The organism is Dyadobacter sp. NIV53 (assembly GCF_019711195.1).
Lineage (GTDB): Bacteria > Bacteroidota > Bacteroidia > Cytophagales > Spirosomataceae > Dyadobacter.
Genome location: NZ_CP081299.1, coordinates 2,993,919 through 3,013,200, shown reverse-complemented (window position 1 = coordinate 3,013,200; position 19,282 = coordinate 2,993,919). Strand labels below are relative to the sequence as shown.

17 protein-coding genes and 1 pseudogene are annotated in these 19,282 nt (G+C 39.6%); 6 read left to right on the top strand and 12 right to left on the bottom strand.

Features of this window, described 5'->3' with window-relative positions; genetic code table 11:
• Nucleotides 1–60 precede the first annotated feature (60 nt).
• From KZC02_RS12110 to gcvT, 5 genes and pseudogenes are all read right to left on the bottom strand, one after another.
• Nucleotides 61–700 (bottom strand): annotated as a pseudogene (locus KZC02_RS12110) (uridine kinase).
• 79 nt (nucleotides 701–779) lie between these two features.
• Nucleotides 780–2,594, bottom strand: coding sequence for a two-component regulator propeller domain-containing protein (locus KZC02_RS12105; RefSeq protein ID WP_221394330.1), 1,815 nt, complete (start codon nucleotides 2,592–2,594; stop codon nucleotides 780–782).
• A 68-nt stretch (nucleotides 2,595–2,662) separates the two neighbouring features.
• A complete protein-coding gene (locus tag KZC02_RS12100) occupies nucleotides 2,663–4,651 on the bottom strand; it encodes a hypothetical protein (protein ID WP_221394329.1) in 1,989 nt (662 codons plus the stop codon).
• Between the two features lie 31 nt (nucleotides 4,652–4,682).
• Nucleotides 4,683–5,393, bottom strand: coding sequence for a 2-phosphosulfolactate phosphatase (locus tag KZC02_RS12095; protein WP_221394328.1), 711 nt, complete (start codon nucleotides 5,391–5,393; stop codon nucleotides 4,683–4,685).
• A gap of 61 nt (nucleotides 5,394–5,454) precedes the next feature.
• Nucleotides 5,455–6,537, bottom strand: a complete 1,083-nt coding sequence (gene gcvT / locus KZC02_RS12090; RefSeq protein WP_221394327.1) for a glycine cleavage system aminomethyltransferase GcvT — start codon at nucleotides 6,535–6,537, stop codon at nucleotides 5,455–5,457.
• 163 nt (nucleotides 6,538–6,700) lie between these two features.
• Between gcvT and KZC02_RS12085 the strand changes: the two genes are divergently transcribed.
• Nucleotides 6,701–7,870 carry a VCBS repeat-containing protein gene (locus KZC02_RS12085; RefSeq protein WP_221394326.1) on the top strand — a complete coding sequence of 390 codons (1,170 nt, stop codon included), beginning with the start codon at nucleotides 6,701–6,703 and terminating at the stop codon, nucleotides 7,868–7,870.
• A 1-nt stretch (nucleotide 7,871) separates the two neighbouring features.
• Here the strand turns inward: KZC02_RS12085 and KZC02_RS12080 are convergent, their stop codons facing one another.
• The 5 genes from KZC02_RS12080 to panD all read right to left on the bottom strand — a co-directional run bounded on the left by KZC02_RS12080 (nucleotide 7,872) and on the right by panD (nucleotide 11,125).
• Nucleotides 7,872–8,255 carry a DUF5618 family protein gene (locus tag KZC02_RS12080; protein WP_221394325.1) on the bottom strand — a complete coding sequence of 128 codons (384 nt, stop codon included), beginning with the start codon at nucleotides 8,253–8,255 and terminating at the stop codon, nucleotides 7,872–7,874.
• A 111-nt stretch (nucleotides 8,256–8,366) separates the two neighbouring features.
• Nucleotides 8,367–9,047, bottom strand: coding sequence for a zinc metallopeptidase (locus tag KZC02_RS12075; RefSeq protein ID WP_221394324.1), 681 nt, complete (start codon nucleotides 9,045–9,047; stop codon nucleotides 8,367–8,369).
• 88 nt (nucleotides 9,048–9,135) lie between these two features.
• Entirely contained in the window at nucleotides 9,136–9,621 is a 486-nt protein-coding gene (gene rfaE2, locus KZC02_RS12070; protein WP_221394323.1) for a D-glycero-beta-D-manno-heptose 1-phosphate adenylyltransferase, read from the bottom strand.
• 62 nt (nucleotides 9,622–9,683) lie between these two features.
• Nucleotides 9,684–10,721 (bottom strand): lysylphosphatidylglycerol synthase transmembrane domain-containing protein, encoded by a 1,038-nt coding sequence (locus tag KZC02_RS12065; protein WP_221394322.1) that lies wholly within the window; start codon nucleotides 10,719–10,721, stop codon nucleotides 9,684–9,686.
• Between the two features lie 56 nt (nucleotides 10,722–10,777).
• Nucleotides 10,778–11,125 carry an aspartate 1-decarboxylase gene (panD, locus tag KZC02_RS12060; RefSeq protein ID WP_221394321.1) on the bottom strand — a complete coding sequence of 116 codons (348 nt, stop codon included), beginning with the start codon at nucleotides 11,123–11,125 and terminating at the stop codon, nucleotides 10,778–10,780.
• 304 nt (nucleotides 11,126–11,429) lie between these two features.
• Between panD and KZC02_RS12055 the strand changes: the two genes are divergently transcribed.
• A complete protein-coding gene (locus KZC02_RS12055; RefSeq protein WP_221394320.1) occupies nucleotides 11,430–12,902 on the top strand; it encodes a Gfo/Idh/MocA family protein in 1,473 nt (490 codons plus the stop codon).
• 42 nt (nucleotides 12,903–12,944) lie between these two features.
• On the opposite strand, the gene panC is transcribed toward KZC02_RS12055, so the two are convergent.
• Nucleotides 12,945–13,787: a pantoate--beta-alanine ligase gene (gene panC / locus KZC02_RS12050; RefSeq protein ID WP_221394319.1), complete on the bottom strand. Its 843-nt coding sequence runs from the start codon at nucleotides 13,785–13,787 to the stop codon at nucleotides 12,945–12,947.
• 215 nt (nucleotides 13,788–14,002) lie between these two features.
• Here panC and KZC02_RS12045 point away from each other — a divergent pair, with 215 nt between their 5' ends.
• The 4 genes from KZC02_RS12045 (at nucleotide 14,003) to KZC02_RS12030 (ending at nucleotide 18,430) form a co-directional block, all read left to right on the top strand.
• Nucleotides 14,003–14,809 carry a glycogen/starch synthase gene (locus KZC02_RS12045; protein WP_221394318.1) on the top strand — a complete coding sequence of 269 codons (807 nt, stop codon included), beginning with the start codon at nucleotides 14,003–14,005 and terminating at the stop codon, nucleotides 14,807–14,809.
• A 242-nt stretch (nucleotides 14,810–15,051) separates the two neighbouring features.
• Nucleotides 15,052–16,890, top strand: coding sequence for a glutamine--fructose-6-phosphate transaminase (isomerizing) (gene glmS / locus KZC02_RS12040; protein WP_221394317.1), 1,839 nt, complete (start codon nucleotides 15,052–15,054; stop codon nucleotides 16,888–16,890).
• Between the two features lie 144 nt (nucleotides 16,891–17,034).
• Entirely contained in the window at nucleotides 17,035–17,640 is a 606-nt protein-coding gene (gldD, locus tag KZC02_RS12035; RefSeq protein ID WP_221394316.1) for a gliding motility lipoprotein GldD, read from the top strand.
• 73 nt (nucleotides 17,641–17,713) lie between these two features.
• Entirely contained in the window at nucleotides 17,714–18,430 is a 717-nt protein-coding gene (locus tag KZC02_RS12030) for a hypothetical protein (protein WP_221394315.1), read from the top strand.
• A gap of 31 nt (nucleotides 18,431–18,461) precedes the next feature.
• Here KZC02_RS12030 and KZC02_RS12025 read toward each other — a convergent pair whose 3' ends face one another.
• Entirely contained in the window at nucleotides 18,462–19,253 is a 792-nt protein-coding gene (locus KZC02_RS12025; RefSeq protein ID WP_221394314.1) for an SDR family NAD(P)-dependent oxidoreductase, read from the bottom strand.
• Nucleotides 19,254–19,282 lie beyond the last annotated feature (29 nt).

The following is a 19,282-nucleotide window of genomic DNA, read 5'->3' as shown; positions in this document are numbered from 1 at the left end:
TCCAACCGCTTGGAAGATAAGGAGGCACAAATTTACAAAATGTGAGTGAACTCCGATTACTTACTTCCTCTCATCCAGTTTTTTTCTTAAAAAGCCAACCAAAACTTCTAGCCCGGTATCAAAACGTGCATTATTATTAATTACCATATCTGCTTCCGAACGGAGTGGTAGGATGAATTTATCATAGGTGGGCGCAACGTGGTGTTCCCAGCGATAAAGTACATCATCCAGATCATAACCGCGCTCGTTATTATCACGTATGATACGACGTTTTATTTTCACGTGTTCTTTTGCATCCACAAACACTTTAAGATCTATCAGCCTGGCGATATCAGGGAAATAAAGTACAAAAATCCCTTCTGACTATGATGATCGGGCGTGGCTCGAAAACCAATATTTCCGGCTCTATTAGTGGATTATTAAAGGTATACTCTTTCTGCTGTACTTCCCGGCCTGCACGTAATACGGCTATATGTTCTGCAAAAAGATGATGGTCGATAGTCTCAGGCAAGTCAAAGTTTTCGACACCGTTTTCATCTCTTGGAATATCATGAATAGGCCTGTAATAGTTGTCTTGGGAGATACGCGTTACTTCATGTTTTGCAAATGAATCAATCAGGCATTTCATGAAGTAGGTCTTGCCTGATGCGCTGCCTCCTGTAATGCCGATGATGTACGGTGGTTTTTCGTGGGATGTCATGAAATGCTCCGATGTTGATGAATAATGAAACTGATGATTGTGAATGATCACAAATTGATATTAGTATTCTAATAATATTTTAGTCAATAATGGCTAGTTTTCCGGCGAGTTTTTCTTCTCCATTTCCGGAAATTACCAGTACCATGTAAATTCCTCCCCGGGCTCTCTTTCCTGTGTAATCATTTAAATCCCAGGATGCTGTTCCTCCTTCCGACTTAGTTTCGTATACTAACCTGCCGGATAACTGAGTTATTTTTACGACTGATTTATCCATCAATCCTTTTATTCCTACCTGACCGCCAAATCCAGGACGTACCGGATTTGGAAAAATGGTTACTAAAGACAAATCCTCTGCCGGAGCTGTTGAATTGCTTCTATACGATACCATTCCGTTTGGTGTATCAATAAAAAGCATTCCCATTTCAGGGTGGAATTTTAAAGCAATAATATGATCTGAAGGTAATGGGCTTTCAGAGGCAGTAAACTGCTCAATCAGCTCGGTTCCGTCATTATTAAACAAATATAATCCATTGCGTGTACCAATCCATTTTCTATTGCCTGGTTCCACTGAAATGGCGGTACATTTTTCGTTTGCAAAAAGTTTACGCTGTCCATAAACTGGCAGTATTGCATCTGTGATTGTTCCGCTTAAAATATCATCCGGCAAGAAATAACCTGCACCTTTATCACTTCCGAACCATATATATCCATCCTGATCTATCGCCAGGCTATTGATTAATGAGGAAGGCAGTCCTCCGTTTCCGGCAGCAGTTGTTAAGATTCGCTGTTGATTGGTTGTTATGTTTTTGACAGAAATTCCTCCTCCGAGATAGCTGGGCAAGTGTGTCCAGGCTAGTCCGTTTTGATCGATTACGGTTGAATCTGTCCTTAGGTTGATAGTTGTATCTGCTTCAGCGGGACTAAAAGATTTAAAATCACCATCAATATTACTCAGCAATCCATTCTTGCTATCAGCAGTCCAGATCGTTTTTGTTTCGATAAAAAATGATGCTCTTGGACTATTAAATAATGTGCTTGCAAATAGCTTTGGCTGATCTGTTTTTGGAATAACAACAACATTTTTGTCTAGTGTGGCAACTATACTTTCTGCGGTATTTGAAAAGGAGTAATATTGACTGCTACTTGAATATATAGAAAACCAGGATTCATCTGACCGTTTAAATATTCCCTTTCCTGAGAAACCTGCATAAAGTTCATCAGTTTGAGATGAAAGAGCGATAACTGTGCCTGGTGATGAAACCGTTTTCCAGTTTGCGAAATATTGTCGGTTAACCGAAGGTTGCATGGAACTTACTAAAATTCCTTCCGAAGTGAGCGCATAAATAGAATCAGAGGCAAAGGCTATATCTTTAACATCCATTTCGGTTCCGTTGCTTCCAATATAACGATAGGTTTCTTCTACGTTTTGAAGCTTCGCATCCAATACTACAATACCAAAATTCGTTGCCAGATATGCCAGGCTTTTATGGAAAATTATCTGGCTAATTTGCTTGCTAACTGGTAAATCGGCAGAATTAATGAGCACTGGCCAGGCGGTAATTTGTTCAGGTTCTGACTCGCCATTTAACGCAATAAGATCGATATTTCCGCTTTTGTAAGCCAGGATCAGGATATTGTCAGCAGCATTGTAAGCCATACTGCTAATACCAGCTTCGCTCAAACCGTCTGCTTTTGAAAAGGTTTTTATTTGTCGGTTTTCAGGATTAATACTAAGAAGGCCATTATACGAAGAGCAAAAAATCCTATTACCTGCCTGCAGGACATGCTGTGCGGATAAATAACTGTAATGTGCTTCCCAATTGCCAAGCGGAACATTCTGTGCGGAAGAGTTTATAATGCCAATGAGTAGGAGAAGAATAGTTTTTAAGCTCATAAAAAGCTTTTTATTCGATTTCCTGAATGTTTCCATTAGCCTCATGTCACAAAAATCTGCTTATATTATCAATTTTCGACCGTAATAATGGCTGATCCTTTTCCTGAACCTGTTCCGCATCCGCTCTTGACGGCAGCTAATTTATATTCTGTGGTTGCAGTCGGGGAAACCGTTATCAGATATGGATTAAGGAAAGTACCTGTGATTGAAGTACCATCTGAAAGGGTAAAAGACCATGGCGGCAAACCATTTTTGAATTTTAGCTGAATTCTGGTTGATCTGCCGGCTGTTATGATATTCTTTCCTGATACTTCACCAACGGCTTTGTTAGGTGCTATGATGTCAATTTCTTCAATAGCGCTGGAAACCGCAGGGGAAGAAGATATAATGCGTATTCTATGTGTTCTGATGGTATCAGCCGGCGAAGCAGATGTTAACTTCACGTTCATTGTGCTTGCTGTAATGGTTGTAGGCAGATCCACAAATTTCCCGTTTTTATCCGTTATCTGAACTACGAACCTGTTGCCTGGATTATATCGCCCTACAATTTTGTACGGGATTTCCAAAACCGAACCGGAACAAACCATGTTTTGTGATAATTTATCCAGCGTAATAGCAACAGGAGGGGTTTTAACCGCAACTTTGGCTTTTCCTGAGAATTTACCTACACCACAAAGTCCACCGGCAGAAGTAATTTCATAATTTGTGTCATTGTAAGGTTTCACCTTTACTTTGTATGGAGATTCCTGAATGTTGTTTTCATATGTTCCATCAGATAATAATACGAACCATGGTGGTCCGCCGCCCGCAAATTTTACTGTCAATTCGCCGCTTTGATCCTCATTCAGATAAAGTGAATCTTTTAATAGGGTCGTAACAGTGGGAGATACGATGGTTACTGCGGCGGTTTGACTGACAAGATAAGGTGCCGAAGACGTCACACGTAAGCGATATTCTCCCGGTTTGTAACTGGCCGGAATTTTAGTAGTAATATAGCCGGATGAATCCGGCGAAGAAATGGTTTTAAAAGCTCCGGTACGTTCTGCTATCTGTACAACAAAACGATTGCCTGCTTTAAATTTTCCCGTTGCACTGAAAGGTACCTGAAATGGAATATCACTGCATACCTTGGTAATTTTATCAATTTCTTTTAATTCAAGTTTAGGTTCAGGATTATCATCAACATTTACAATAGCTTCTCCTGAAATAGTACCGCTTCCGCAGGCATTTGAAACACCAAGTATTTTATAAGCTCTTACCTGTGTTGGTTTTACAATCAGAAAATGTGGGTTAGATAACGTATTTATAACATTCGTACTGTCAGATAACCTGAAAGACCAGGGTGCTGTTCCTGAAAGATTTACTTTCAAATTGACTTCCTGTCCGGGCATAATCCGTACTGCTTGTGTGCCATCAATTACTTCCAGCCTGGCAGAGGGAATTTGCAGCAAACGTATGGATACCAGCTGGCTTTTAAAAACAGAAATATTACTTACAATCTGTAACTGGTACACTTCACCACCGATTTTGTAAGAAGGGATAACGGCACGTATCGGGCTCTTTTTGACCGGTAATGAAATCGGCACTGATTTACCTGAAGCATCTATAAGGTGTACTACAAACGTATTTTCATCGTCAAACGGGCCTTCTGTGCTAAATGGAACATTAATGGTTGTACCCGGACATACCGACAAGTAGGATATATCCTCTATCTTAATTTTGTAAATATCAACGGTGTCTTTTACGGCCGTTTTTTCGGCTTTTTCCGCAAGTTCATCAGCCTGTTTTTCTGTTAATGTATCTTTTGAAACAGCCATTGTATCTATTTCAGATTGATTTACAGATGAATCCTTTAAATTAACAGCCTTAGTATCAGCCTGAATTTTAGAGGAGGCCTTAGCAGTATCTGCTTTGAGGATAACCGCTTTCTTGGCTGGTACTATTACTGTTTTTTTTGCATTGGATGCCGGTTTTTTTACAGAAGGGCTTTTTTGCCCCAGAGTAGTGCCGGAGTAAGCAAGTAATCCAAGGAAAAAGAAGATAATGAACTTAGACATGTAGAATTTTAATATTTTGAACTTATATATATTAATGCATTGCTACCAAAGTACTTCCCCGAAGAATTGGAACAACATCATACAAATCCTTTTGCAGGCAATAAGCTATGTCTTTATGAATTCCCAGTCGTTGTAATCTTCTTACATGGGAAGAGTTGGAAACAGATGCAAGTAAATTTCCCTTAGCTTGTTCGTACAAACGCTGTGCCATCAAAGTTCCGTCTTCCCGCAGGATAAACTGGTCTTTTAATGCATCAGCCAACGCCCCTGCAAATAGCGTATCTTCCAGATTTGGCCTTCCTTTCCAGCCTGCACAAAGTACTAGCACATCATAAGGTTCAGACCGGAGATGATTTGCCAGCGCACCCAGATTAAGAAAAGAGCCGACCATTACTTTTACGGCAGATGCCCTTGCTTTTGTGATAGATAACGTACCATTGGTGGTAGTCATTGCTATTTGAGCACCAATAAGGCGCTCGTCCATATAACTGAAAGGTGAATTGTCTAAATCGAAACCTTCTTCTTTTTTTGCATCGCGCTCAGCAGCAGCAATGTAGCCTTTATCCTGTAAAAGTTTACATTCCTCAATAGTTGCAACCGGAGTTATGCTTTTTATTCCGTAAGCCAGGCCGGTTACCATGCAGGAAGTAGCTCTGAAAACGTCGGCTACAACAACAATGGAATTATCAAGTCTGTGTAAATGAAGTAGATCGGGAGTCAAACAAACATCAAGTTGTTTCATAAAAGAAGCAATGCGTAATTAAAATGGTAGTTAAATTTGAATGCAGAATCAGGCAAGAAGCTTAGTTTTTTACAAAAGGAAGTTTCACAACTTTGGCTTTCAGCATACGGTCGCGGACTTTCACAAATATTTCCGTTTCCGGTTTGCTGTAAGCTGTTGGTACATACCCAAGCCCGACACCTTTTTGTAGTGTAGGAGATTGGGTTCCGGAAGTGACATCTCCCAGTTTGTTCCCATCTGCATCGTATAATTCATAATGGCCACGCGGAATTCCACGGTCAATCATTTCAAAACCGATCAGTTTGTTTTGCAGACCCGTTTCTTTCTGCAGTTTTAAATTTTCAGAATTGATAAAGCTTTTTGAGAATTTGGTAACCCAGCCCAATCCGGCTTCAAGTGGAGAAGTAGCATCATCTATATCATTTCCATATAAACAAAATCCTTTTTCCAACCGCAATGTATCCCGCGCTCCTAATCCTACCGGTTTGATATCGAATTCTTTACCAGCCTCGAAAATAGCATTCCACATTTTTCCGGCATCTTCATTTTTAATATAAATTTCAAAACCTCCTGAACCGGTATAACCGGTGGCAGAAATGATTACCTCATTTATACCGGCCATTTGCCCGATTTTAAAAGTATAATATTCCATTGCTGCCAGATCAACTTCTGTCAGTTTTTGTAATGTAGCGGTTGCATTTGGCCCCTGTACAGCAAGCAGGCAAAGATCATCTGATAAATTACTCATTTCAACACCTTCTGTATTGTGATTCTGAATCCAGTTCCAGTCTTTCTCAATATTAGAAGCATTTACAACGAGCATATAGTCGTCTTCGGCAATTCTGTAAACCAAAAGATCGTCCACTACACCGCCTTCAGCATTAGGCAGATAGCTGTATTGGACTTTACCATCATATAAAGCAGAAGCATCATTTGCAGTTACTTTTTGTATCAGATCCAGTGCTTTCGGGCCTTTTACACTAAATTCACCCATGTGCGATACATCAAAAACACCTACATTATTTCTTACTGTATGGTGTTCTTCCAGGTCTGAGGAATAGCGCACAGGCATATTAAAACCTGCAAACGGTACTATTTTGGCACCTAAATCTATATGTATCTGGTGAAGTGGAATCGTCTTCATGAATAGTTAATTGATTTTCTTTGATTTGCAAAAGTAGGTAAAGCGCATCAAAGCCACACAAAAAACTGTGTTTTCAAATACTCTGATAAAAGTTTTTGAAGTATATTGGGAAAAAATAGGCATAAATTTTTGTCCTGTTATACGAAATCGAAAATTGCAATTTATGAAACCTTATTTACCAATATTTATAATTATTATCTTCCATCAATACGCATTTTGCCAGACTGCAACTTTTAAAGGGGAGGTGATAGATGACAAAATTAGTATTGGATATGGAGTCGCTGCGGGTGATGTGGATGGAGACGGTAAGCCTGATATTGTACTGGCGGATAAAAAGGAAATTGTCTGGTATAAAAATCCGGGAGAAAAAGGAAAATCCTGGATCAGATATGTGATAGCGAAAGATTTGACAGAACATGACAATGTATGTATTGCTGTTAGGGATATTGATGGAGACGGAAAAGTAGAGGTGGCGGCGGGAGCGCAATGGAACCCATCAGAAACAAAAAGTACAAAACAATCAGGAGCAGTGTTTTACCTGAATGCACCTTCCGACCGGACACAACTCTGGGAACCTACCAGGTTACATCATGAAGTAACAATCCACAGGATGCAATGGGTGAAAAAAACAGAAGGGGCCTATCAATTAATTGTGTTGCCATTACATGGGGAAGGTAATTCCAGTGGGGAAGGCGCAGGTGTTAAGCTTATTGCTTTTGACATACCTGAAAATCGCAAGGGGCTTTGGGGATATGAATTACTCGAAACCGGTATGCACATGACGCATAATTTTCAGCCAATGGAAGTTTCCGGAAGATTTCTTGGTCTGGCTGTTGGTGGGAAGGAAGGTGTACAGGTATTTCTCAATGGTGTCGATGGCTGGGCTCCATCGGGAAACTGGATGGTTGCAAATAATGGCATTGGGGAAATCAGGACAGGAAGTCTTGGCAACAATCAATTATTTACTGCCACTATTGAGCCTATGCATGGGAATTCACTTGTCGTTTATTCAAAAGATGGCCGTACTGTTCTTACTGAAAAAATGAAAGAAGGGCATGCACTGGTTTGTGCAGATTTTTTCGGACAGGGACGCGATCAGATCGTAATGGGTTGGCGAAATCCTGATGTTACAGGAGAGACTGGGGTCAGAATATTTGTCGGTTCAGACGGAGAGGGTAAAAAATGGCAGGAATTTACCTTGGACGAAAAAATTAAAATTGCTACCGAAGATTTGACAGCTGCGGATCTGGATGGAGACGGGGATCTGGACGTTATTGCTTCCGGAAGGGCAACACACAATGTTGTTGTTTACTGGAATCAACGCAAAAATTAATTCAGGGGACTTTCTCCAATCGCTGTTCAGACCAATTTATAATTTTTTCTGCTTCCTGCATTCCAATGGCAATAACTTTGGCATTTTGAATACCGTCATAGCTCATTGATAAATGAAGTATTTCATAAACATCAGAAAATGATCTTGTGATTTTTTTGTCAAGATTTGATAACTCTTTTTGATACCACTCTACACTTTTTCTGGTTTTTTTCTTTTTATCGGAAAGTAAGGCATCCAAAGCAACTAAGACACCTGCATAAGCGGTATGCCCGGCCATTTTGATATACTTTTTATCCTGATAATATCCTTCGTCTTTTCTTGCTTTATCACTCAAAATGATTTTCGCATTTTCTATGTAGCGGCGAGCTTCTAAAATAGAATTCATAATGTGTGTTAGATGAAGATGAATCTGTAATTTATTAACACGAAAGTAAACAAAAAGGAGCAAAGACAAATTCTTCGCTCCTTTTTTGTTTAAACTTAAAAATATCTAATATTAGTTTCTCCGGCCCATCAAAATACTGACGTAATAAAGAAGCGTTGCAAGAGAACCAATGGCAGCTACAAGATAAGTACGTGCAGCCCATTTTAATGCATCGGCTGACATTACATACTCTCTTTCATTCACAATTCTGTTGCTTTTGATCCATGCCAATGCCCTGTTACTTGCATCGTATTCTACAGGAAGCGTAATAAAGCTAAACAATGTAGTCAGTGCGAATAATGCAACGCCAATCGTCAAGGGTATGGCAGTAGTGTTTATCAAAAGGACTCCACCCAGGATAATCCATTGCATATACTGCGACGAAATGCTCAGAAAAGGAACCATTTGTGAACGGAACTGCAGCCATTTGTATGCCGTAGCATGCTGAACTGCGTGACCGCATTCGTGAGAAGCAATGGCCGCCGCGGCTACACTCCTGCCATGATATACATCAGGACTTAGGTTAACTGTTTTATCCTGAGGATTATAATGATCCGTAAGCCTTCCTTCTACTGAAAGAACTCTTACATCATAGATTCCGCTTTCTCTCAGCATGGTTTCGGCAATCTCTTTACCGCTCATTCCGTTACTCAGGCCAACCTGAGAATACTCCTCAAACTTACTTTTTAATCGCCACTGAACATAAAAGCTTATGCCCATGACAAGGATAATAATCAAATATGAACCACCCATGTGTCTTTTTAATTGTTAGTTGTTATTAACTTTTCAAACTAAAACAAGATTAAAATATAACGCCGGTAATTTTCCAATGTTATCAATTTCAATAGCCCTGTTTTATTTTTTCTATCAGCGCAGTTGTAGAATAACCTTTTACAAGAGCTATTGTTTTTACCTCACCTCCATTAGCAAGAACAAAATCTGCGCCAGCGATGGTTTCAACTGTATAATCGTCACCTTTTACCAAAATGTCAGGTTTTAATGCTTCAATAAGCTCAGTGGGAGTAGGTTCGTCGAACAAAATGACAGCATCTATAAATGAAAGTGCCGCCATTAGCCGCCCTCTTGCATATTCGTTCACAACGGGACGCAACGGTCCTTTGAGCCTGCTAACGGAAGCGTCGGTATTAAGGCCAAGTATCAGACGATCGCCAAGCGCGTGTGCTTTTTCAAGGTAATCAATGTGGCCTAAATGTACGATATCAAAACACCCATTAGTGAAAACAACTTTTTGGCCTGCACGCTGCCAGTCAGCAATTTGTGCAGTTGCTTCTTCCAGACGTAAAATTTTATTCTCAGTTGCGTTCATTGGTAGAAAAAAGAATTCTGGTTATGAAGAAAATTGAAAACGATACCCGAATGTTATTATCATTACTGGCTTACCGTTATTTTGCTTGGTTCACTAACATCTTTATCTTTTTGAAGCAACACATAAAGAAATGCCAATGCGCCTATAATAAGCATAAACAGCATTTGTGTACCATGAATAAAGGTAGCAAGTGTAATTCCATCTTTTTGGGATAAACCATACAGGATCATTACATTGCCAACCAGCAAATGATAAGCTCCAATACCGCCCTGAGTTGGTGCAGTCATGCCAATCGCACCTACTACTAACAATGTAAGGCCAGCCAACGGACCTAATCCTGATGTTTCCGGAATACAGAAAAAAAGTACATATGATACCAGATAATAAAGTACCCAGATTGCGATTGTACTAAAAATAAATAAACCAGGACTTTTTAATTTACGGATACTTAATAGTCCTTCCAGCATTCCCTGAGCAAATGTTACTATTTTTTGAATGAGTGCATTCTGGCTGAGTTTATCTTTTAGTGCCTGATTTTTAAATATATATATTCCTGCAAAAGCAATTGAAAGAATACCGGCTAATAAAATTACAAGCAATATCCCGCTGCCTGTTCCGCTGCTTTGGCCACCTGCTAATTTACTTTGAAAAAAATCTGTAAAAAATGTACTTAGCCGGTCAAATTCTAAAATAAAATTCAATCCGATCAACACAAGCAGAATTAGCACATCGAAAATTCTTTCAGCTACAACAGTTCCAAAACTAAGATTAACAGGTACTTTTTCTAAACGGTATAAAGTCCCGCATCTGGTAACTTCTCCCATACGGGGAACAATATAATTGGCAAAATAGCCCGTTAAAACAGATATCGCACTATTAAATAAGCCAGGCTTATATCCCAGCGGTTCCATCAGCATAGACCAGCGCCAGGCACGGATCACATGCGCCATGATCAGAAAAACACAGGAAATTGCGATCCATCGCCAGTCAGAGCGTTCGAATCTTTCCAGCATGTCAGCAAGATCAATATCCTTGAAGACAAACCAGATCAGTCCACCGGCTAATCCAAGCGATATAATATAACGTAATGCACTTTTCATTGAGTGTATAGTAAGAGGCCGTTAGATTTACTGAAGATGATCATTGTGAAATTTTTTCACACTAACCTATTATTGTGGTCCGGAAAGACCACCATTGGTTTGAAGGATTTGGCTTCTTCCTGAGACATACTGCCATAAGCAATTATGATAACAATGTCGCCGATCTGAACTTTTCTGGCAGCAGCTCCATTCAGGCAGATCATGCCGGAACTGCGTTCGCCTTTAATGACATAGGTTACAAAACGCTCTCCATTATTATTGTTAACTATATGCACCTGCTCATTCTCAATTAAGCCGGCAGCATCCATTAAATCTTCATCAATAGTGATACTTCCCACATAATTCAGTTCCGCCTGAGTCACCTTCACACGGTGAATCTTCGATTTCATGAGTGTTATTTGCATTACCCGGTAATATGAGTTAAATATTATTTACATGTACGTTACTCCTGCAAAGTTACAGGAATAATACAATGCCTTCAAAACAACCCGCTGTCAGATACGGTTCCCATACTTTTTTTGCCGGAAATACAGCACCCGCTAAATGAAAATATCACTACTTTATCCTAAATTAATTTAAAAGTAAACAATCGCTTTAAATCCGAACATCATTATATTTAAGGCTGAATTAATACTATTAAGTAATAATTCATAGTTAAATGCTTTAGTCTGAATATTACTAATCTTTCTTATTTAATACCAAAACCCAATGAGTACAGAAAATAAACCAAAAGATGTAACCCGCCGTGACTTTTTACAAAAAACCACGGCAGCGGCTGTTGGAAGTTTTTTCATTGTTCCACGTCATGTTTTAGGGAAAGGATTTATTGCCCCTAGTGATAAGCTGAATATTGCCGGAATCGGAGTAGGAGGTAAAGGATTTTCTGATACAAATAATGCGTGGAATAAGGGAGCTGAAAATCTGGTTGCGCTGTGCGATGTAGACTGGGGACAAGCCAAAAAGAACTTTGAGCTTCACCCGACTGCAAAAAAATATAAGGATTTCAGAAAGATGTTTGATGAAATGGGGAAAGATATTGACGCTGTTACTATTTCCACTCCGGATCATATGCATGCTATTATTGCGATGGCTGCTATGCAAAGAGGTAAACACGTTTATGTTCAAAAACCATTGACACACGATATTTATGAAGCAAGAATGCTGACAGAAGCGGCTCATAAATATAAAGTAGTTACTCAAATGGGAAATCAGGGCGCTTCCAATCCTGCCCAGACCCAAATGAAGGAGTGGTTTAATAAAGGGCTGATTGGAAATGTACATGAAGCACACGTCTGGACAAACCGCCCGGTATGGCCACAGGGAATTCCTGTTCCGACTGGCAAATTTGATGTTCCAGCTGATATAGACTGGGAACTTTGGGTAGGTTCTGCTGAGTGGGTTGATTATAATCCTGCTTGGCATCCGTTCAAATGGCGCGGCTGGTGGAACTTTGGAACAGGTGCATTGGGCGATATGGGATGCCACCTGATCGATCCTGCATTCCGTACATTAGGTCTTGGCTATCCAACAGAACTGGAATGCAGCGCAGGTTCTGTTTTCATGAAGGACTGGACACCTGAGTATATTCCGGAGGGTTGTCCGCCATCTTCACGTGTGCAATTAAAATTCCCGGCTAATAAGGTCAACAAATCGGAAGTAACCTTAACCTGGCATGATGGCGGTTTGCGTCCCTTCCACCCGGACCTGATTCCTGCAAATGATCCTCTTGGCGAGCCGGACAGCAGTAATGGTGTTCTTTTAATTGGAGAAAAAGGAGTAATGACTTGCGGAACATACGGAATTGATCCAAAAGTATACCTGAAAGATGGAACCAAGCTGGAATACAAAAAAGATGATTTTGGAAATAAATACACGGTGATGCCGGAATACGGGCACCATGTTTCATGGACTGATGCAATTAAAGCTGGTTTTGAAAGTAAAGAGCACAAGGCACTTACTTCATCGTTTGATTATTCAGGGCCATTAACAGAAACAGTAATTATGGGTAATCTGGGTATTCGCAGTTATAATTTGCGTAAAGCAAAAGCAGATGGTAAAGGATTCGATTATCCGGGACGTAAGAAATTGTTATGGGATGGTAAGAGTATGAAAATAACCAATTTCGATGAAGCGAACCAATTTGTAAAACGGACATACCGCGGAGACTGGAAATTGTCATAAAAAATAAAATGGTGTAACCTGGATTCAGGTTACACCATTTTACTAAAAAATGATATTATCAATTAATCTTACCGGACCAAGAAAAGCAGCAACGCAAATAGCCATTGAACCAGGTGATTCCGGTTTCAAAATTGGCCGAAGCGTATTTATATTAACTACTTCAAAATAGTCCAGAGTGAATTCGGGTAAAGCTGCAAATTGCTCTTGTGCGGATCTTTTCACCTCATTTACTTCCAATCCATCCGACAATTGGTTTTTGGCAATTGTCATTATTTTATAAATAAGAGCGGCTGACGCTTTTTCTACGTCATTCAGACGCTGATTTCTGGATGACATTGCCAGTCCGTTCGTTTCCCGGATAGTGGGACAAACAACAAGTTCCAGAGGAAATGCCAGGTCGCTTATTAATTGTCGTATTACTGCAACCTGCTGTAAATCTTTTTGACCAAAATACGCCCTGTCTGGTTGGACAAGATTAAATAAACGTGCTACCACAATTCCTACACCGTTAAAATGACCCGGCCTTGAAGCTCCTTCCATCACTGTTTCCAGTGTGCCAAAATTCATGGTCAGTACGGGAGGTGCAGGATACATTTCTAATACTGCCGGTGCAAACACCGCAGAACAACCTGCTTTTTCAAGCAAAGCGCAGTCAGCTTCCAAAGTTCGCGGATATTTGACCAGATCTTCCTGATTGGTAAATTGCACTGGATTGACAAAAATGCCATAGACTGAAATGTCGTTTTGCACCACAGAAGAATTCAGGAGAGAAATATGCCCATCATGCAAAGCACCCATAGTAGGAATTAATCCGATTGTCTTATTTGCGGTACGTTGTTGGTGCAAGAAATTCCGGAGACTTTGAATCGAAGTAAATACTTCCATGAATCGAGTACTAAATATAGGAGTTTCCGGTTTTTATCAAAAAGCTGAATTCAAAGTCAGCAGGTAAAATTATTTCCGGTTTGCAGTTTTTGAAATATCCGGGATAGATATTCCCAAATTGAGCGCAATATTACAATTAGTTTGGAATATCTATTGATTTTTCGATTTTTTTTGTATATTTTTGCAAAACTTTTTTTCACAAACTGCTAAGATGTATGGAGAAACTACGAATTTTATATGTAGCCAGTGAAATAAACCCCTTCCTTCAAACCACAGATGTTGCCGATTACGTAAGAAGACTTCCTCAGGCAATGCAAGAGCGCGGCGCAGAAATTAGAATTCTGGTACCTCGTTTTGGTCTTATTAATGAGCGCAAAAACAGGCTTCATGAAGTAGTTCGACTGTCAGGAATAAATATTACCGTAGGAGATGAAGAAAAGCCTCTTATCATTAAAGTTGCTTCCATTCCAAATGCGAAGCTTCAGGTCTATTTTATAGATAATGATGATTATTTTCACCGTAAATCAGTATTCGTTGATAAAGAAAATAACTTTTACGATGATAATGATGAACGCGCAATTTTCTTCTGCAAAGGTGTTTTAGAAACGGTTAAAAAATTGGGATGGGCTCCTGATGTTGTTCACTGTAACGACTGGATGACAGCTTTGATTCCTTTGTATCTTAAGACTACCTATAGGAACGATCCTATGTTTAAGGATACGAAAAGTGTATTTACAGTTCATAACAACGCTTTTGATTATAAGTTTGATGCAGATTTGCACAATAAAGCAAAAGCTTTGGATGTGAGTGATGAAGCATTGGCTCATTTGCGTTCTGCTGATTTTGAGGGCTTTATTAAAATAGGATGTGCTTACGCAGATGCTGTTGTAAAAGCGGATGATCATTGCAGTGATAGCTTAAATCAGATTTTCAATGATGCACCTAAACGTGTTGAACTTGATGAAGAAGATGAAAAATTCTCAGAGTCGTATTACAATCTGTATACAGATTTGATGAACTAGCTGAATAAAAAATTGAGGAAGGCGGCAGAAATGTCGCCTTTTTTTTATGCCCTGTTATTAAAATAATTTAATTATTCATGTAAAAATGCAAATCTTATTTTTCATATTTTATTCTAAACCATCATGTGTTCGAGCACTATACGACATTTGAATAATTTGTAAAAAAATGGTTTGCTATACCGCTTTGATTGATATTTATTTGTACGTTTTACATTCACATACACTTAATAATTAATACAAATATGTGCGGAATTGTTGCTTACGTTGGAAACCGGGACGCATTTCCTTTGATTATCAAAGGCCTGAAACGTTTGGAATACAGGGGATATGATAGCTCCGGTATTGCATTATTGGAAGAATCGCAATTAAAAATATACAAGAAAAAAGGGAAGGTTTCGGAACTGGAAGATCAGCATACCGGGAAAGACCGTAAATCGACTATCGGGATAGGGCATACAAGATGGGCGACACATGGAGAGCCCAATGACGTAAACGCACATCCACATTATTCCAATAACCGTAAGCTTGCCATTATTCACAACGGGATTATTGAGAACTACGCTACTATCAAGCAAAACCTGATAAAAAAAGGGCATGTGTTTCTGAGTGATACGGATACGGAAGTCCTGGTACATTTTATAGAAGATATCCAGCAGGAAACAGGAAATTCACTTGAAGACGCTGTAAAACTTGCATTGCGCGAAGTGGTAGGTGCATATGCCATTGTAGTCATGTCGGTAGATCATCCCGGACAATTAATAGCCGCACGCAAAGGAAGCCCTCTCGTTATTGGAGTGGGAGAGAACGAATTCTTTTTTGCTTCTGATGCTACACCCATCATTGAATATACAAAAGATGTGGTGTATCTGGATGATTATGAAGTAGCTATGATACGTGACGGTAAGTTAACGATCCAGAATCTGGATAACACACAAACGATCCCATATATCCAAAAACTTGAAATGGAGCTGGAAACCATTGAAAAAGGTGGTTATGAGCACTTCATGCTTAAGGAAATTTTTGAACAGCCACGTTCTATTGGCGATAGTATGCGTGGTCGGGTTAAGGCGGACGATGCACATCTGCATTTGGGTGGACTAAGTAATTACCTTGATAAACTGGCCGAAGCCAAACGAATTGTAATTATTGGCTGCGGAACTTCATGGCACGCCGGTCTGGTTGCAGAATATCTTTTTGAAGAATTGGCAAGAATTAATGTAGAAGTTGAATATGCTTCTGAATTTCGTTACAGAAATCCAATAATTAAGGAAAAGGATATTGTTATTGCTATTTCACAATCCGGCGAGACAGCAGATACACTGGCAGCAATAGAGCTGGCCAAGGCCAAAGGAGCAACGATATTTGGGGTTTGTAATGTGGTTGGTTCGTCGATTGCAAGGGCTACTCATGCGGGAGCATATACACATGCCGGACCGGAAATAGGAGTGGCAAGTACGAAGGCATTTACGGCACAGGTTACAGTACTTACACAAATTGCCATAGCAGTTGCCAAAAGAAAAGGAACGATTTCGGAGGAAATGTACCGTCAGCTGTTAGTAGAACTGGAAAATATTCCAGCTAAGGTAGAACGTGTCCTTGAAAATGCATCCACGATTAAAGAAATAGCATATATTTTTACATACGCCAGAAATTTCCTTTATCTGGGCAGAGGCCTGAATTTTCCGGTAGCACTGGAAGGTGCTCTTAAACTGAAAGAAATTTCATACATCCACGCAGAAGGCTATCCCGCTGCTGAAATGAAACACGGGCCGATTGCTTTAATCGACGAGGATATGCCAGTTGTATTTTTGGCAACTAAGGATGGTTCTTATGAAAAAATCATTTCAAATATTCAGGAAGTAAAAGCGAGAAAAGGGCGGGTTATTGCAATTGTTACCGAAGGAGATACACTCATTCCTGCCATGGTGGATTTTGTAATAGAAGTTCCGAAAACGCATGAAATGCTGACTCCTTTACTTTCTGTAATTCCATTGCAGTTACTATCCTATTATATTGCTGTAATGCGCGGAAGAAATGTTGATCAGCCAAGAAATCTTGCCAAATCTGTTACAGTTGAATAGATAGTAAATATCGGATAAGTATAAAAGCGGAGCATCAGTTCGATTGGTCCGCTTTTATGCATCGCAATAGATTGTTTTTTTCGAAAATAAAATTTACTTCAATTCGTTAGCTTTGCACTAAAAATGTTACTTAATTTTTAAGTTATGCCAACGAATTCCTTCCGGTTTTATACAATTCATATTCTCTGTCCTCTTTTGATCCTGATACTTTTTTCGTGTGGAAAAAAAGAACAGAATTATGTTCCCAGACCAAAAGGATATAACCGTATTAATCTTCCACAGCATGCTTATCAGAAATTAACAGAAGTACATCCATATACTTTTGAATATTCTAAATCAGCGCGGGTGCTCCCTGATACTTTTTCGACGGCTCAAAAAGATTGGTTGTTTATTCAGTATCCACAGTTTGAGGCCAATATCCAGTTAACATACAAGCCTTTAAACAAGGATCAGAATAAATTAAGAGATTATATTAATGATTCTTTCAAACTGGCGGGGAAACATCAGATACGGGCTTCTTCTATTCAGGAAAGGCGTATTCTTACTAAAAGCGGGCGTACAGTAACAATATTCAAGATTGAGGGAGATGTACCAAGCCCCTACCAGTTTTACACGACAGATAGTACAAAACATTTTTTAAGAGGGGCCATATATTTCCCCATAGCCACAAAAAATGATTCCCTGGCACCTGTTATAGACTACGTCCAGGCTGACATGCTTCAATTGCTTAACACACTGCAATGGAGATAAAAAACTGAAAGATATTGCGGTGCAAACCGGAAGGATGTATCTTTGAAGTTCGTATCACAAAGTCTTCACTACTATGTCAAAAAGGCAACCAAAGAATCAGCTTCCACTTGACTTTTCAGTTCGTGGTAACAGGATTGTTTTGCATTTAGGACAAATTGAAAGCCAGAAGTTGTCTAATGCACTTTTCGAAGGATTGGTCGAAGGAGAATGGATGATTGAACCAGCAGGTGAAGCCGCAGACATCTCCTATGCCCAGGATATTGTACATCAGATAGGACACAAATTGCCATACCCGGAAGGAATTAAGATTGCACAGCTGCATGATGTTGATGAGGCTTTTAAAGGATTTTCTGCTATTTACCGGCAAAAAGGATGGGTTTTTGTAAATGCATCACTGGAAATAAACGAACGCAATTACTATATCCATTTATTAACAGTTTCTCTGGGATTAAGCGGTTCTTATACCAATAAAACTTCTCTCGCTGCCCGATCTGAACATTTAATATTTGAAGCATTACTGCCTTATGCAGATGTGGAGAGTTTTTTTAGAAATGATATTTCAAAGATCCCGGAATTTCTGGCTTCCGATATTGCGAACTTTTTCAGAGTGCCTTTTTCAGTAGTTCTGAAAAGAGCATTACAGTTATGTATTATTAACAAGGATCAATATTGGAATTTTATGACAGTAGTTCCTGCATCTTCTTCCAAGCCAAAAGAGCTTTTTATTTCTAAGGACAGCAATTTTGATGATCTGGAAGCTCAGCTGTTTGCAGAGGGTTTGGAAGATTAGTGTTTGAAACTACAATTTGTCATTTCAAAAATCAGCTTACATTCATATTGCTAAGGTCGGGTAAAGGACTTACAGATGTCCAGCCGCCGTCTACAACAAGGCTCTGACCAGTTATATGCCCTGAATGTGGCGAAAGGAGGAATAAAGCTGCGTTAGCAATGTCTTCACAAATTGCCGGCCTGCCCATTGGTGTGATCGCTGACCAGGTTTTAGGGTAAGATGGATCTTCTGTTAAAGTTCTTTCGGTAAGCGTGGCGCCGGGTGCTACGGTATTAATGGTAATTCCATACGGAGATAATTCCAGAACAAGGTTTTTTGCCAGCATTTCTAATCCGGCTTTTGTCATAGCATACGCACCTAAAAACTGATGTGCCTGATGACCTACCACCGATGACATTAATAAAATTCTTCCACCGGATTTTTGTGCTCTCATTTGTTTTGCCGCTGCCTGGGTAAGCATGAACGAGCCAATCAGGTTCAAGTCTAAAACCTTTCTGAGGCTTTCCAGCGGATACTCAAAGAAATCCCCAAAAAGTGTAATTCCTGCATTTGCAACGGTTATAGTTAGTTTTCCAAAACAGCGGATTGCTTCTTCCACCATCCCGTCAATAATATCCGGTTGGGATGCGTCTCCTGAAAAGGCAATACATTCTCCGCCTTTATTGCGGATTTCAGTTGCAGCCTTGATGGCAAGAGCATCGTCGAAATCATTTAAAATAACTCCTGCTCCCTGTACAGATAGCTGTTTTGCTATTTCAAAACCAATTCCCTGTCCTGCTCCGGTTACAATAGCAACCTGATTATTAAATAATTGGGTATTCATTTTGCTGTAAGTTTACTTAGAAATAGTTA

Bases quoted from the DNA above. Each gene is read 5' to 3' on its own strand.
- KZC02_RS12105 (WP_221394330.1), bottom strand. From the start codon at position 2,594: ATGAGCTTAAAAACTATTCTTCTCCTACTCATTGGCATTATAAACTCT.
- KZC02_RS12100 (WP_221394329.1), bottom strand. From the start codon at position 4,651: ATGTCTAAGTTCATTATCTTCTTTTTCCTTGGATTACTTGCTTACTCC.
- KZC02_RS12095 (WP_221394328.1), bottom strand. From the start codon at position 5,393: ATGAAACAACTTGATGTTTGTTTGACTCCCGATCTACTTCATTTACAC.
- gcvT (WP_221394327.1), bottom strand. From the start codon at position 6,537: ATGAAGACGATTCCACTTCACCAGATACATATAGATTTAGGTGCCAAA.
- KZC02_RS12085 (WP_221394326.1), top strand. From the start codon at position 6,701: ATGAAACCTTATTTACCAATATTTATAATTATTATCTTCCATCAATAC.
- KZC02_RS12080 (WP_221394325.1), bottom strand. From the start codon at position 8,255: ATGAATTCTATTTTAGAAGCTCGCCGCTACATAGAAAATGCGAAAATC.
- KZC02_RS12075 (WP_221394324.1), bottom strand. From the start codon at position 9,047: ATGGGTGGTTCATATTTGATTATTATCCTTGTCATGGGCATAAGCTTT.
- rfaE2 (WP_221394323.1), bottom strand. From the start codon at position 9,621: ATGAACGCAACTGAGAATAAAATTTTACGTCTGGAAGAAGCAACTGCA.
- KZC02_RS12065 (WP_221394322.1), bottom strand. From the start codon at position 10,721: ATGAAAAGTGCATTACGTTATATTATATCGCTTGGATTAGCCGGTGGA.
- panD (WP_221394321.1), bottom strand. From the start codon at position 11,125: ATGCAAATAACACTCATGAAATCGAAGATTCACCGTGTGAAGGTGACT.
- KZC02_RS12055 (WP_221394320.1), top strand. From the start codon at position 11,430: ATGAGTACAGAAAATAAACCAAAAGATGTAACCCGCCGTGACTTTTTA.
- panC (WP_221394319.1), bottom strand. From the start codon at position 13,787: ATGGAAGTATTTACTTCGATTCAAAGTCTCCGGAATTTCTTGCACCAA.
- KZC02_RS12045 (WP_221394318.1), top strand. From the start codon at position 14,003: ATGGAGAAACTACGAATTTTATATGTAGCCAGTGAAATAAACCCCTTC.
- glmS (WP_221394317.1), top strand. From the start codon at position 15,052: ATGTGCGGAATTGTTGCTTACGTTGGAAACCGGGACGCATTTCCTTTG.
- gldD (WP_221394316.1), top strand. From the start codon at position 17,035: ATGCCAACGAATTCCTTCCGGTTTTATACAATTCATATTCTCTGTCCT.
- KZC02_RS12030 (WP_221394315.1), top strand. From the start codon at position 17,714: ATGTCAAAAAGGCAACCAAAGAATCAGCTTCCACTTGACTTTTCAGTT.
- KZC02_RS12025 (WP_221394314.1), bottom strand. From the start codon at position 19,253: ATGAATACCCAATTATTTAATAATCAGGTTGCTATTGTAACCGGAGCA.